The 14,240-nt window shown below is 72.5% G+C and carries 13 protein-coding genes and 1 pseudogene; 7 read left to right on the forward strand and 7 right to left on the reverse strand.

The features are described 5' to 3' along the window. Window positions 1–2: 2 nt before the first annotated feature. Window positions 3–533: an enolase C-terminal domain-like protein gene (locus ABGA98_RS27915; RefSeq protein WP_347621381.1), complete on the reverse strand. Its 531-nt coding sequence runs from the start codon at window positions 531–533 to the stop codon at window positions 3–5. A gap of 96 nt (window positions 534–629) precedes the next feature. Between ABGA98_RS27915 and ABGA98_RS27920 the strand changes: the two genes are divergently transcribed. Continuing rightward, window positions 630–869: a hypothetical protein gene (locus ABGA98_RS27920; RefSeq protein WP_347621665.1), complete on the forward strand. Its 240-nt coding sequence runs from the start codon at window positions 630–632 to the stop codon at window positions 867–869. On the opposite strand, the pseudogene ABGA98_RS27925 reads toward ABGA98_RS27920, so the two are convergent. Next, window positions 794–1,138: pseudogene (locus ABGA98_RS27925) on the reverse strand (enolase); the annotation flags it as partial. The gene ABGA98_RS27920 and the pseudogene ABGA98_RS27925 sit on opposite strands and share 76 nt — an antisense overlap. 5 nt (window positions 1,139–1,143) lie before the next feature. After that, on the reverse strand, window positions 1,144–2,271 hold the full coding sequence (locus ABGA98_RS27930) for a mandelate racemase/muconate lactonizing enzyme family protein (protein ID WP_347621651.1): 1,128 nt from the start codon (window positions 2,269–2,271) through the stop codon (window positions 1,144–1,146). A gap of 107 nt (window positions 2,272–2,378) precedes the next feature. Here ABGA98_RS27930 and ABGA98_RS27935 point away from each other — a divergent pair, with 107 nt between their 5' ends. After that, entirely contained in the window at window positions 2,379–3,230 is an 852-nt protein-coding gene (locus ABGA98_RS27935; protein WP_347621382.1) for a DUF72 domain-containing protein, read from the forward strand. Window positions 3,231–3,372: 142 nt separating this feature from the next. Here the strand turns inward: ABGA98_RS27935 and ABGA98_RS27940 are convergent, their stop codons facing one another. Further along, complete coding sequence (locus ABGA98_RS27940) at window positions 3,373–4,329, reverse strand: acyl-CoA desaturase (protein ID WP_347621383.1); 957 nt, start codon at window positions 4,327–4,329, stop codon at window positions 3,373–3,375. Between the two features lie 206 nt (window positions 4,330–4,535). Between ABGA98_RS27940 and ABGA98_RS27945 the strand changes: the two genes are divergently transcribed. Genes ABGA98_RS27945 through ABGA98_RS27960 form a run of 4 tightly spaced genes read left to right on the forward strand, consistent with a single transcriptional unit; the run spans window position 4,536 to window position 9,933 of the window. Next, complete coding sequence (locus ABGA98_RS27945; RefSeq protein ID WP_347621384.1) at window positions 4,536–5,837, forward strand: cytochrome P450; 1,302 nt, start codon at window positions 4,536–4,538, stop codon at window positions 5,835–5,837. A gap of 2 nt (window positions 5,838–5,839) precedes the next feature. Further along, on the forward strand, window positions 5,840–7,420 hold the full coding sequence (locus ABGA98_RS27950) for a peroxidase family protein (RefSeq protein WP_347621385.1): 1,581 nt from the start codon (window positions 5,840–5,842) through the stop codon (window positions 7,418–7,420). Between the two features lie 56 nt (window positions 7,421–7,476). Then, entirely contained in the window at window positions 7,477–9,675 is a 2,199-nt protein-coding gene (locus ABGA98_RS27955; protein WP_347621386.1) for a hypothetical protein, read from the forward strand. Window positions 9,676–9,690: 15 nt separating this feature from the next. Then, window positions 9,691–9,933 carry a hypothetical protein gene (locus tag ABGA98_RS27960; RefSeq protein ID WP_347621387.1) on the forward strand — a complete coding sequence of 81 codons (243 nt, stop codon included), beginning with the start codon at window positions 9,691–9,693 and terminating at the stop codon, window positions 9,931–9,933. 34 nt (window positions 9,934–9,967) lie between these two features. On the opposite strand, the gene ABGA98_RS27965 is transcribed toward ABGA98_RS27960, so the two are convergent. Further along, window positions 9,968–11,431 carry a flavin monoamine oxidase family protein gene (locus ABGA98_RS27965; RefSeq protein ID WP_347621388.1) on the reverse strand — a complete coding sequence of 488 codons (1,464 nt, stop codon included), beginning with the start codon at window positions 11,429–11,431 and terminating at the stop codon, window positions 9,968–9,970. 208 nt (window positions 11,432–11,639) lie between these two features. On the opposite strand from ABGA98_RS27965, the gene ABGA98_RS27970 reads away from it, so the two are divergent. Beyond that, on the forward strand, window positions 11,640–12,806 hold the full coding sequence (locus ABGA98_RS27970) for a hypothetical protein (RefSeq protein WP_347621389.1): 1,167 nt from the start codon (window positions 11,640–11,642) through the stop codon (window positions 12,804–12,806). Between the two features lie 16 nt (window positions 12,807–12,822). On the opposite strand, the gene ABGA98_RS27975 is transcribed toward ABGA98_RS27970, so the two are convergent. Together ABGA98_RS27975 and ABGA98_RS27980 are read right to left on the reverse strand one after the other, a co-directional pair. Next, entirely contained in the window at window positions 12,823–13,227 is a 405-nt protein-coding gene (locus tag ABGA98_RS27975) for a VOC family protein (protein ID WP_347621390.1), read from the reverse strand. Between the two features lie 179 nt (window positions 13,228–13,406). After that, window positions 13,407–14,165, reverse strand: a complete 759-nt coding sequence (locus ABGA98_RS27980; protein WP_347621391.1) for an SDR family oxidoreductase — start codon at window positions 14,163–14,165, stop codon at window positions 13,407–13,409. Window positions 14,166–14,240 lie beyond the last annotated feature (75 nt).

A 14,240-nucleotide genomic window follows, 5' to 3' on the forward strand; every position in this document is an offset into this window, starting at 1 on the left:
ATCTACCCGCCCGCCGCGCGGAACTCGACGGCGTCGAGACGCCAGGCCGCGGCCTCGTCCGCGACGCTGAGCCCGAGGCCGGGCCGGTCGGGGACCCGCATGCGGCCGCCCTCGATCGTGAGCCGCTCGTTGAACAGCGGCGACAGCCACTCGATGTGCTCGACCCAGGAGTCGCGCGGGTGCGCGGCGGCCAGGTGCACGTGGATCTCCATCACGAAGTGCGGCGCGACCTGGAGGTCGGCGTGGTCGGCCAGCGCGGCGACCTTGAGGTAGGGGGTGATGCCGCCCGCGCGGGGCACATCGGGCTGGAGGACGTCGCAGGCGCGCAGGTCGATGAGGCGCACCAGGTCGGGGACGCTGGAGAGCATCTCGCCGGTGGCGATGGGGGTGTCGAGGGCCTCGGCGAGCCGGGCGTGCCCTTCGGCGTCGTACGCGTCGAGCGGCTCCTCGATCCAGACCAGCCCCAGCTCCTCCACCGCCCGCCCGAACCGCAGGGCCGAGTGGCGATCCCACTGCTGGTTGGCGTCCACCATGAGCGGAACGTCCTCCCCAGGTGCTCGCGCACCGCCGCCAGCCTGCGCAGGTCCTCCCGCATGTCCGGCTGACCGACCTTGATCTTGATCCCGCCGATGCCGCTCTCGATCGACTGCGTGGCCCGCGCCTTGACCTCCTCGATCGGGGCGTGCAGGAACCCGCCGGAGGTGTTGTACGTCCTGACGGAGTCGCGATACGAGCCCAGCAGCTTCGCCAGCGGCAACCCCGCCCGCCTGGCCTTCAGGTCCCAGAGCGCGACGTCGATCGCGGCCAGGGCCTGCGTGGCCACGCCCGAACGCCCGACGGACGCCCCCGCCCACAACAGCAGGTCGTAGACCCTGCCGATGTCGGACGGATCCTGGCCCAGCAGGCGCTCCCCCATCTCCTTGGCGTGGGCGTACTGGGCGGCGGTGCCGGCGCGGGTGGTGTAGGAGAAGCCCAGCCCGCCCAGGCCGCCGGCCGTGGCGACCTCGCAGGTCAGCACGTCGACCTGGGACAGCGGGCGCTGGCGTCCCGTGGCGACCTTGGCGTCGCTCACGGGGCACGGCAGGGGCACGGCGTAGCGGCGGAACCGTACGGACTCGACGCGGTCGCCCGGCGGCATCACGGTCACGCCCGCCCGAACTCGACGCTGTCGGCCACCCAGGCGCGGCACTGCCCGCTCAGCGTGAAGCCGAGACCGGGACGGTCGGGGACGATCATGCGGCCGTCACGGGTCTCCAGACGCTCGTCGAACAGGGGATTGAGCCATTCGAAGTGCTCGACCCACGGGTCGCGCGGGTAGGCGGCGGCCAGGTGGAGGTGGATCTCCATGGCGAAGTGCGGCGCGAGGTGCAGGCCCGCGTGGTCGGCGAGGGTGGCCAGGCGCAGGAAGGGGGTGATGCCGCCGACGCGCGGCGCGTCGGGCTGGATGATGTCGGCGGCGCGGGCCTCGATGAGCCGGACGTGCTCGGCGACGCTGGAGAGCATCTCGCCGGTGGCGATGGGGGTGTCGAGGGCGTCGGCGAGCCGGGCGTGCCCTTCGGCGTCGTACGCGTCGAGCGGCTCCTCGATCCAGACCAGCCCCAGCTCCTCCACCGCCCGCCCGAACCGCAGGGCCGAGTGGCGATCCCACTGCTGGTTGGCGTCCACCATGAGCGGCACGTCCTCCCCCAGGTGCTCGCGCACGGCCGCCAGCCTGCGCAGGTCCTCCTTCATGTCCGGCTGACCGACCTTGATCTTGATCCCGCCGATGCCGCTCTCGATCGACTGCGTGGCCCGCGCCTTGACCTCCTCGATCGGGGCGTGCAGGAACCCGCCGGAGGTGTTGTACGTCCTGACGGAGTCGCGATACGAGCCCAGCAGCTTCGCCAGCGGCAACCCCGCCCGCCTGGCCTTCAGGTCCCAGAGCGCGACGTCGATCGCGGCCAGGGCCTGCGTGGCCACGCCCGAACGCCCGACGGACGCCCCCGCCCACAACAGCAGGTCGTAGACCCTGCCGATGTCGGACGGGTCCTGGCCCAGCAGGTTCTCCGCGACCTCCTTGGCGTGGGCGTACTGCGCGGGGCCGCCCGCCCGCTTGGAGTAGCTGAAGCCGGTGCCGCTGTGGCCCTCCTCCGTCGTGATCTCGGCGAACAGGAAGACGACCTCGGTCATCGGCTTCTGCCGGCCGGTGAGGACCTTGGCGTCGCTGACGGGAACGGCCAGCGGGAGCGTGACGGAGGAGAGCGAGACGTGGCGGATCTGGTCGGCGGCCATGGCGGTCCCAAGGGTCGGCTTGCTGAAGTCGCTCGTCATCATACGAACCTGAAAGTCGTATGACAACATGGCCGCGGTGTGCGGCGGTCTTCGATAACGTCGCGTTCATGCGGCTTCATGTGGGATGCGCGATGTGGACCCACGCGCGCTGGCAGGGACGGCTCCTGCCCGCTGGGCTTCCCCCGGGTGAGCGCCTGCGCGCCTACGCGACCTGGTGCGACGCGGTGGAGGGCAACACGACCTTCTACGCCACCCCGTCGAGAAGCACGGTGGAGTCGTGGGCCGGGCAGACCGGCCCCGGCTTCCGCTTCGTCGTCAAGCTGCCCAAGGCGATCACCCACGAGCGCCGCCTCACCGGCGCCGAGGAGGACCTGCACACGTTCCTGGAGGCGATGGAGCCGCTGGGCTCGCGGATCCACGCGCTCTGGCTGCAGTTGCCCGGCTCGTTCTCGCCTGCCGACCTCGGCGCCCTCGCGGCCTTCCTGCACCGGCTGCCCCGCTCGCACCGATACGCCGTCGAGGTGCGGCACCGCGCGTTCTTCGAGGACGAGCGGTCGCAACGCCTGCTCGAACGCCTGCTGGCCGGCTTCGACGCCGAATGGGTGCCCTTCGACACCACCGTGCTCTTCCAGAGCCCGCCCACCAGCGACGCCGAGCGCGACGCGTGGACGAAGAAACCGCGTGTGCCGCGCCGCACGCGCGCCCTCACCGCCCACCCGATCGTGCGCTACCTCGGCAGGGACGACGAGGCGCGCACGATCGACGGCTGGGGCCCGTGGGCCGGCACCGTGGCGGACTGGCTGCGCGAGGGACGCTCGCCGACCGTGTTCATCCACACGCCGGACAACGCGGACGCCCCGGCGCTCGCCCGCCGTTTCCACGACGACGTACGCGCCCGCGTACCCGAGCTGGAGCCCCTGCCGGAGCCGATGCCCAGCGAGCCACCGACCCTCTTCTGACCACGTCCCGCCCGTCCCGCGGCGGCGACCGCCAGCAGCAGCTCCGCCGGCTCGCCCGGCGCCGTGACCATCGCCTCGTGGCCCGTGCGCCTCGGTCCGCACGTGTACCGCCGGCGGTTCCGCCCCTGGGCCGACCCCGTGCTCACCGGCGGGCGGCCCGGGAGGCAGCGCGGCGGGCGGCCAGGCGGCCGGGATCCGGCCAGCGTACGGAGTGCGCCCAGCCCGCGCGCTCGAACCAGCGGATCAGCCGCGCGCTCGGGTCGAGCTGGCCCTTGAGCACCCCGTGCCGGGCGCACGCCGGCTCCACGTGGTGCCAGTTGTGCCAGCCCTCGCCCAGCGTCAGCATCGCCACCCACCACACGTTCGACGAGCGGTCCCGTCCCGGGAACGGCCGCTCGCCGAACGTGTGCGCGACGGAGTTCACCGACCACGTGACGTGGTGCACGACCGCGTAGCGGATCAGGCCGCCCCAGAAGAAGGCGGACCAGGCGCCCTCCCACGACATCGACCACAACCCGCCTGCCGCGGCGGGCAGCACGAACGACAGCACCACGACGGCCGGGTAGGCGGCGTCGAACCGCCGGACGTCCGGATCGGCCAGCAGGTCCGGCACCCAGTGGCGTCTGCTGGAGCGCCGGCGCGCGGTGAAGAACCAGCCGACGTGAGCGTGCGCCATGCCGCGCAGCAGGGCCAGGCCGTCGTCGCCGTAGCGCCACGGCGAGTGCGGGTCGCCCTCGCGGTCGGCGTACTTGTGGTGGCGCCGGTGCTCGGCCGCCCACAGGGAGACGGGACCCTCAACGGCCATGCCGCCGGCGAGCATGAGCGCGACCCGCAGCGGCCTGCGGCACCTGAAGGCGCGATGGGTGAAGAGCCGGTGATAGCCGATGGCGATCCCGAAGATGCTCACGAGGTACATCACGACGGCGATGACCAGGTCGCGCGGGCCGATGCCCCACCCCCACGCGGCGGGCACGGCGACGGCCAGGAGCAGCACGGGAAGCACCACGAGGACGACCAGGTAGACCGCTCGGCGGCCGGTGGTGAGCGTCACCGTCTCCGAAGTGCCCGAGCCCGCCCGCGGGGTGGGTGACGCGTTCACAGTGCCTCCGTGATCGGTGCAGACGACAGGGCCTCCCCATTGATGACCGGGCCCCTGGGCTCCGGCTATGGCCTGGAAGTGACGAGCTCATCACCAAGAGGAGTCAAAACACTCCGCACGGTAGCGGCAACATTCTGTCTAGATTGTGGCTACACAACGTGATGATCTCTGTTGGCTCCGGTCTCAGCGGAAGGTGGGCAAACGGCATGGGTGCTGCCGATCAGGCGACCACGAGCGGCCATCTGGAGAGATACGACGAGGCGCTGGCCCGCGACCCGATGGCGGCGCTGGGGCTCGTCCAGCAGTGGATGCGCACCGAGTGGCGCACCCTGTTCGCCGAGCTGCGCGAGCGGCGGCCCGTCTTCGTCACGCCCGCCTTCACGGTCGTGACGCGCTTCGCCGACGTGATCGAGGTGCTCTCCCGGGAGTCGGTCTTCTCGGTCCGCGCCTTCGGGCCGCGCCTGGACGCCGCGCTGGGCGGCCCGTACATGCTGGGCCGGGACGCCACCCCGATGAACTGGCGGGAAAAAGGCCTGATGCGGGTCATGCTCGACCCGGGCGACACCGCCCGCGTGCGGGCGCTCGCGGGGCGCCTGGCCGACGAGGCCCTCGACGCCGCGCTGCCGAGCGGCCGCGTCGAAGCGGTCCACGCGCTGTTCCGCCACGTCGCCCTGGGCGTGTGCGCCGAATACTTCGGGCTTCCCGGGCCCGACCCCGGCACCCTGTCGCGGTGGACGCGGGCCATCGTCACCGACGGCTTCGCCAACTACGCGGGCGACCCGGCGATCCAGGAGGAGTCGGTGCGCGCGGGCGCCGAGATGACGGCCTACCTGCGCGACCGGCTCGCCGGACTCCGGGCTGCGCTGCGCGACGGGCGTGACCTGCCGGACGACGTCTTCACCCGGCTCGCCCGTACGAACCTGCCTCCCGGCCTCGACCTGGACGACGAGCGCATCGTCGTCAACATGGCCGGCCTGCCGCTCGGCTTCGTCGAGAGCGGGCCGGGAGCCATGGCCGAGGCGGTCGAGCAACTGCTCCTGCGCCCGCGGGTGCTGGCGAAGGCCGCCGAGGCCGCCGCCGCTCCTGCCCGTTTCGACCCGTACGTGTGGGAGGCGCTGCGCTTCAACCCGTTCTTCAAGCTGCTTCCCCGCATGTGCGAGCGCGACCACGTCCTGGCCGCCGGCACCCCGCGCGGCACGCTGATCCCCGCGGGCACGCTCGTGCTCGCCGCGCCTGCCTCGGCCATGTTCGACGCGGACGTGGTGCCGGAGCCCGCCGAGTTCCGCCTCGGCCGGCCGCGCCACCACCAACTGTTCTTCGGCCACGGTCACCATTCCTGCCTGGGCGTGCACCCCGCCGCCGCGGTCGTCTGCGAGGTCGTACGCCGCCTGCTGCTGCGCCCCGGCCTGCGCCCTGTCCCGCCGCCGGAAGGGGCCCTCGTCCGATCGGGCGGCATCTTCCCCGACCGGTTCGTTCTCGCGTTCGGCCCCGCGGGCCGGGAAGGGTGACGATGGCGACGAGCACGGCGCGCAGCGCCGCAACCGACGGGGTCGTCAACCGGCTCAGGTTCCTGGCGCTGACCGGCGGCAGGCCTGTCTGGGACGTCGTACAGGCCGTCCCGGCGCTGCGGCGGCGGGTCAACGCCGCGCTGATCGACAGCGCGATCCGGGAGATGCCGCCCCGGCCCGAGCCGCTCAGCACGATGGCCGGCTACACGTCGTGGCCCTCACTGACCGACCGCACCTACAGCGGCAGGCACCTGCCCCCGCTCCCCCTGCCCGAGGCGAACCGGCCGGCCCCCGAGCGCGCCGCCGACCTGTTCGCCCGTGGCGACACCATGATCCCCTGTCCGCGCTCCTCCGTGTTGTTCGCCTACTTCGCCCAGTGGTTCACCGACGGCTTCCTGCGCGGCGACACCAACGTCCCGCGCGATCCCCGTAAGAACACCTCCAACCACCACATCGACCTCAACCAGCTCTACGGCCTGGACGAGACGGCCACGGCGGCGCTGCGCACGTTCGACGGGGGCCTGCTCAAGAGCCAGACCATCAACGGCGGGGAGTTCCCGCCGCACCTGTGCGAGAACGGCAAGATCAAGCCGGAGTTCGCCCCGCTGAGCGTGATCCGCTTCGACGAGCTCACCGACGCGCAGCGCGACACCCTGTTCGCGACGGGAAGCGACCGGGGCAACATCCAGATCGGGTTCACCATGCTCACGGTGCTGTTCCTGCGCGAGCACAACAGGGTGGCGCGGCTGCTCGCCGGACGCCATCCGCGCTGGGACGACGAGCGTGTCTTCCAGACGGCGCGCAACATCCTCATCGTGCTGCTGATCAAGCTGGTGGTCGAGGAGTACATCAACCACATCACCCCCTACCACTTCCGGTTCACCCTCGATCCGCGGCTGACGGCGATGCTGGCCCGCGCGCCCTGGCACCGCGAGAACTGGGCCTCGGTGGAGTTCAACCTCGTCTACCGCTGGCACAGCCTGATCCCGTCCCGCCTGTCGGTGGGCGGCCGTGACCTGCCGATGGCGCAGACCATGGCCGGCGGCGCGCTGATCCCCGAGCCCGGCCTCGGCCGGCTCTTCGAGGACGCCTCCCTCCAGCGCGCCGGGCGCATCGGCCTGTTCAACACCGACCCCCTCCTGAGGCAGGTCGACGTGGCCAGCATCGCCGACTCGCGGGTGCTCGGCCTGGCGCCGTACAACAGCTACCGGCAACACTGCCGCTTTCCGCGGGTGCGCCGCTTCGAGCAGGTCTCCGGCGACGCGCGGGTCAGCGGCGCGCTGCGCGACCTCTACCGCGGCGTCGACGACCTCGACCTGTACGTCGGCCTGTTCGCCGAGGAGCCCGGCTCGCCCGACGCCATCCTGCCGCCGCTGCTCACGAAGATCATCGCCATCGACGCGTTCTCCCAGGCGCTGACCAATCCCCTGCTGGCCCCGAGGGTGTTCAACGCCGCGACCTTCTCCCCGGAGGGCATGCGGATCATCGCGACCACGAGAACGTTGTCGGACGTGCTGCACCGCAACGTCCCGGAGGACCCGCGCCCCCACTTCGTCAGCATGACCCGGCGGCCGCCCCGGTGACCGCCCCAAAGAACGGACCGGAGAACGGACCGTCCAGCAGATCGGCGGACGCGCCGGTGGGCGGACCGTGCGGCGGGACGGCGGACGCGCCGGTGGGCGGCGGGGCGGGAGCCGCCGGCGGGCCGCTGCGGGGGGCGGCCCGCGAGCTCGTCGACATCGCCGTCACCATCAGGCAGGCCGGAGTGCACGCCACGGCCGCGCTGACCGACGGGACCCTGCTCACGGCCCTGCCCCACGCCCCCGCGGCGGGTCTCCTGGCCCACCGCACGCTCCTGCACGCCCTCACCGACGGCGAAGGGCTCGGGTACGCGCCCGCCGGCGGCCGGCTGGGCACCCTGGCGGCGCGGCTGGGAGCGCTGGCGGGCCAGGAGAGCCTGGCCGTCCGCGTGCTCGCCACCTCGCTGCGGCTGCGCATCGCCGCCGTCGCCACCGAGCACCCCGAGCTGGCGCGCGATCCGCTCATCGTCCGGCTCGTCGAGGCGGCCGCCGCCGACCGCGATCTGGAGGCCGTACGCGCGCTGCGCGCCCTGCTCAAGGACCGCGGCGTGGTACGCGCGCTCAGCCAGATCGCCCCGGTCTTCGGCGAGGTCCTCGCCCTGCGGGCGCTCCTGGACGAGAACCCGCTGAACGACCGCACCGCCTGGCTGATCGCGACCGGCACCGGCCACGCCACCGCCGACCCGATCACCGGCATCAGCAACCGGGCCGTCGCCGCGCTCGACACGGGGGCGGGCGCCGCGCGCAGGACCGGCCTGACCGCGGCCGAGACCGCCCGGATCGGCTCCGAGACGTCTCTGCTCGGCTTCCTGCGCAACATCAGCGTGCTCGGCACGACGGGCCGGGTGCTCATCCAGAGCGTCGAGGGCCCCGACGGGGTCGTGCGCCACGTCGTCCAGGCGCCCGGCATGCGGGCCGGGCGCCCCGACCACGACTCGCCCCAGGACCTGCTCGGCGCCTTCAGCAGCACCGTGCTCGACAGCAACCCGTACAGCCGCGCGCTGGCCGCGGCCGTACGCGACTACGGCCTGCCGCAGGGCGCCGAGGTGGCCCTCATCGGTCACAGCGCGGGCGGCGCGGCCATCATGAACCTGGCCCAGGACGCCGGGTTCTGCGCCCGCCACACCGTCACCCACGCCGTCGCCGTCGGCGCGCCCGTCGACTTCAAACGGCCCGCCGACCCCCGCACCTGGGTCGCCAGCGTCACCAACCAGCACGACATCGTCCCCACCCTCGACGGGCAGGGCGCGGGAGCCTGCTTCGACCCGCACCCCGACTGGTACGTGGTGGACTATTCCGACGCCACGCACCTGTTCCCGCTCTGCCACGGCATCGACCGCTACATCGCCAACCTCGCCGAGGACCTGCCCGAGGCCCGTGACCTGATGGACGCGCGGCTCGCGCCGTACCGGGGGCCGGTCGTGCGCTCGCAGGCGTACCGGCTGTTCGACCACGCGCCGCGCCCTGACGGCTTCCCCTTCCTCACCGTGCCCACCCACACGGTGGACGGCCCTGACGGGCCGGTCGAGCTGCCGATCAGGTGCGAGGACGGCAGCGCTCTGACGGCGTACTTCGCCGCCGACACCGCCGCGGTCGCACGCCTGCTGCACGGGACGGGCCTCGGCCGGGCCGTCGGGGTCGCGGGCCGCGCGCTCGTCACCGTGCACGCCTCCTGGAACCGGCGCACCAGCGTGGGCGGCTACCGCGAGTTCCACGTCGGGCTCGTCGTGGCGGACCCGTGGCACCCCCGGCCATCCCGCCTCGGCCTGCTCGGAGGTGCGGACCTGCTGCGCAGGGCCGACCGGCGGTGCTCGGGCGGCTTCATGGCGGGCTCCGTGGTCGACACCGCCGCCGTCCACGCCGTGGCGCCGAGGTTGTGGGGCGCCTGGCCGTACCTGGTGCCGCTGGAGTTCGGGCTCACCGCCAGGAGCGTCCGCGTCGCCGTCGGCGGCCCCGGGGACCGGCTGCTCACCCTGCACGGCCTGCTCGGGCCCGGGCTGCCCGTGAACGCCCTCGACCTGGTCGGGTACGCGCGGGGAGCGGCGGGAGAGACGCTGCGCTCCTGCGCGCGCGCCCGCGGGCGCGGCCGCCTGCACCCCCTCCCCCGGCTGCGGCTGACCGTTCAGCCGGGGTCGGCGCACCCGCTGGCCCACCGGCTTCGTGAGCTGGGCCTCGACGGTGCCCGTCCGCTGCTGTGCCTGTCGGCCGGCACCCGCCGGCTGCTCCAGGACGCCGCCGTACCGTTGCCCGCCCCCTGACCATCCGGAGGAGCCATGCCGGCCGATCCCGCGGTGATCGCCGCCCACGCCGAGGTCCTGCAGTCCGACGCCCGCGCGCTCGCCGACTGCGCCGAACGCCTGCGGACGCTCGGGGCGAGGTTGGAGGCCGACGGCATCGCGCCTCCTTGGCTGCACGAGGCGGTCAACGCCCACTTCGCCGCCTGCGCCGCCGCCGCCACGGACCTGAGCGCGGCGGCGGCCAGCCTCAGTGGCTACGCCGGTCGGGCGCGCCGCTGACGCGTCGCGCTCAGCGCGCCTTCGCGGGCCGCGCTCAGCTCGCCTCGTGGACGGCGCGGGCGGCGCTCAGCCCCGACTCCAGGGCACCCTCGATCCACGCGTGCCACAACGAGCAGTGCTCTCCGGCGAAGTGCACGCGGCCCTCCGGCGCGATGATCGCGTCATGCAGGCTGCTCTGCTGGTGCGGCTCGAACAGGGCGAAGGCGCCGGCCGCGTAGGGGTCGTTGTACCAGGCGTGCGTGACCCCGAACTCGAAGTGGTCGTGGATCTCCGGGTGGATCTTCGCGACGTCTTCCAGGGCCTGGTCGATCCGCTTCTGCGGCGGCATCGCGCCCCACCGCAGCGCGTCCTGGCCCCAGGTGTAGCCGGCCAGCAGGACCGAGCGGTCCTCGCCGGGAACCGGGTGCGAGGGATAGCAGATGCGCCGGATCGGCAGGTCGGTGACCGTGGTGCCGCCGACGATCCCGTCGGTCTGCTCCCAGAACGCCCGGCGCACCTGGAAGAGGATCTTGGTGGAGGCGTTGTAGTTGAGCTCGCGGATCGCGCGCTGCTTGCGGCGGGAGAACGCGGGCCTGGTCTCGATGTCGCGCAACACCGAGAACGGGATCGTGCAGATGGCGTGGTCACCGGTGAGCGTCGTCCGGCCGGAACCCGTCCTGACGTGCAGGGTGACCGCGCGGTCGTCCTGCTCGATGGCGGTGACCTCGTGGCCGAACCTGATGTGGGCCTTGAGCTCCTGGTAGAAGGCGGTCGGCAGCCGGTCGGCGCCGCCCTCGATCTCCTGCATGTCCTCGAACGCCCGCCCGATGATCTCGCGGAACTGCTCGATGACCGCCGCGTTGAGGTTGGACTCCCTGAAGCTCATCACGCCGTAGAGCTCGATGGCCCCCTCGGAGAACCCGCGCTCGCGCAGGAAGCTGCGGATGGAGTAGCGGTCGTACTCGGCGCAGATGCGGTCGAGCGCGTCCTCACCCTCCTGCGCGTACAGGTCGTGGATCTCCTGCGTGGCGGTGCGCCACAGATCCTCGTAGGTGCGGCCGCGTTCGTGCTCGGCCAGGTCGAAGTCGACGAGCCCGGGGTCGGCGTTCAGCTTCCCCATCGTGGTCCTGACGCCCTGGAGGTAGGCGAGGGCGCTGGGGTTGCCCATGACGAACGGGCGCAGGGTCAGGCCGAACTTCGCGCAGTAGGCGAGGGTGAGGTCGTGCACGCGGGGGATCCGCATCGCGCCCGCCTCGGCGTACAGGCCGGGGGCGAAGCCGCGCAGGGTGAGCACGCGCCCGCCCACCCGCTGCTGCGCCTCCAGGACGACGGGCTCGTGCCCCTGGCGCATCAGCTCGTAGGCGGCGACCAGCCCGGCCATCCCCGCTCCGATGACGAGCACGCGCTTGCCGGGGCGGCCTCCGCCGGCGAGCCCCTGCTCGGCCGTGGCGACCACCTCCGCCGGCACCCTGAGCTCGCGACTCGGTCTCGGCGCTCCCACGCCGGCCGGCTCAGGCATGGCCGCTGGCTCCATCCGCACTCCTCCACGGTCACGTAAAGCACATTCATGGTCACGCAAAGCGATGATACTCGCCGAGGGGCGACCTCTTGGAGTGCCCGGTCGCGGGCGAGGTGGGTCACGGCTCCGGCCAGACATGGGCCCCCACTATCTAGGCCAATATGGGGGATTGCAGCATGTGAGGCCGGATGTGCCCCACAATGGTGTGATGGCACACCCGCAGCAACCCCCGCCCCATGGGCCCTGGGGGCAACAGGGGCAGCAGGGGTACGGGCCGCCATCAGGCCAGGGCACCCCGGCGCCCGGATACGGCCCCCCTGGCCACCAGCAACACGGCCAGCCCGGTCGGCAGGGTCCCGGGCCGCACCCCGGTCCAGGCGCCCCACCACCCGGCTACGGGCAACCGCCCGCCCAGGGGCCCACGCCGTACGACCCGGGCGCGGGCCAGTACGGCCAGAACCCGGGCGGCCAGTACGGCCAAGATGCGGGCCAGTACGGCCAGGGCGCGGGTCACGGCCAGGGCCGGCCGCCTTACGGTCAGAGCCCGGGACAGTACGGCCAGGGCGCCGGCCAGCAGTACGGCCAGGGGCCTGGACAGTACGGCTACGGCAACCAGGCGGGTGCGCCGCCCTACGGTTCCCCGCCGCCGGGCGGCCGGAACAACAACGCCGTGCTCATCGGCGTGATCGTCGTCCTGTCGGTGCTCCTCCTCGGCGGCGGCGCGTTCGGCGCGTACAGCTATCTCAACGCCCCCGGCCCCGCACCCACCACCATCGCCCAGCCGAGCACCTCACCGTCCGCACCGCCCACCTCCGCGCCGCCGACGTCCGCGCCGCCGACGGCCACGCCGACCGACACCCCTGAGCCTTCCAGCACGTCCAGCGACAGTCAGGACACGCCGCTCGACCACACCGAGTTCGACGACTGGAACTTCTCCCTGAAGGGCGAGAAGTACGCGGCGCGCAAGGTCGGCGGCTGGACGTACGACTCGTGCGACCCGCTGGACGCCGAGGGCGTGATGGCCGACAACAACTGCGAGAGCGCCGTCCAGCTCGCCTACAGCGCGTACGGGGGGAACCTCAAGGCGGTGCAGATCATCCTGGCGTTCCCCTCCAGCACCGACGCCAGGAACACCGCGAAGCGGCTGAAGAACACCGCCGACAAGAACGTGGCCTGGCGCAGGAGCAGCGCCCACAGGAGCTACTCGTACGGCAAGATCTACACGGGCGCGTACGTCAAGCACCTGGTCATCACGATCGTCACCGCCAACTCGTCGGCCAAGTCCAAGGCCCAGAAGTTCCACACCGCCATGCAGACCGACCGCGGCGTCTACTTCTTCATGGGCCGCCAGAGCGAACGGCCCGTCACCAGCTGACCCGGAGTCCCCGACGTCAGGCGAAGTCGGCCGCCGTCATGCCCGCCGGATGTCCGGGCGGCCACTGCACGAGCTCGATCCTGTGGCCGTCAGGATCGGTCAGCCATGAGGTCCGTATCCCCGGCCCCGGCTCCGCCGGCGGCTCGGCCGTGACGCCCCTGGCCGCGAGCTCGGCGATCGTGGCATCGAGGTCGTCCACCTGGACGACGAGGTGGTTGACGGCGCTGATGTCCTTGACCGGTCGTGCGGGGTCGTGCACGAGCTCGAGGCTGACGAACGGGTCGTCGGGCAGCTTGAGCATCGTCAGGCTGCCGAACCCCGTCTCGGGGACCCGGCCGAGTTCGGCGTACCCGAGCGCGGTGTAGAAGGCGAGCGAGCGTTCCAGGTCGGTGACCCGCAGCCCGAGGTGCAACATGCGCATGCCCGGCAGACTAGCGCCGACGTGACAAGGGTCACCATCGCTCCGCTGTCACCGACTTCTCCCACCACGCGGCGTACGGGAGCCCAGCCGGGGTCCTCACGCCGCGACGTCCCCAGTTCCTCGGGTCCCTGCCCGCGGTGGATCCGGGCGCGATCGAGGGACCGCTCGGCCGGAGGCGTCTAGAGCTTGAAGCCGCCCGAGATCTCGATGTTCTGAGCGGTGACCCAGCGGCTCTCGTCGGAGACCAGGGCGGCGATCATGGCACCGATGTCGTCGGGTTCGCCGGTCCGGCCGAACGCGGTTTTCGCGGCGAGGGCCGAGACGACCTCGGGGAACCGGGTGAACGCGTCGCCGCCGAGCCGGGTGCGGGTCGGACCGGGTGAGACGGCGTTGACGCGGATGCCTCTCGTGGCGAACTCCTTGGCCATGTACCGGGTCAGCACGTCGAGACCGCCCTTCATCGACGCGTAGGCCGAGTATCCCGGCTCCAGGCCCGCCGTACCTGACGAACTGCTGCTCGTGTTGACGATGGCCCCGCCGTCCGCCATCAGGGGCAGCAGCCGCTGCGTGAGGAAGTACGGCCCCTTGAGCAGGACCCGCATGAGCCTGTCGAACGTCTCCTCGGTCGTGTCCTCGATCAACGACATCTCGGCGTGACCGGCGTTGTTCACCAGGTGGTCGAAGGTGTCGCGCTGCCACGTGTCGCGCAGCACGCCGGCCACCGCATCGCGGAAGGCCGCGAAGGTGCCGACGTCGCCGAGGTCCAGCGGCAGCGCGACGGCCCTGCCGCCCTCCTTCTCGATGGCGGCGGCCGTATCCAGCCCTGCTCGCGCGTTGGTGCCGTAGGTCAAGATGACTCCGGTTCCGCGCTTGGCGATCTCGATGGCGGCACTCTGTCCGATGCCGGAGCTGGCGCCCGTGATGACGGCGACCTTCATGGTGTGTTCCTCCTGCGTACGTGTCCGTGTTTGAGCAAGGCGGCGCCATGCGGCGGGGGCAGGTCTCGGGCGAGC

This window comes from Nonomuraea sp. B1E8 (genome assembly GCF_039871515.1).
GTDB lineage: Bacteria > Actinomycetota > Actinomycetes > Streptosporangiales > Streptosporangiaceae > Nonomuraea.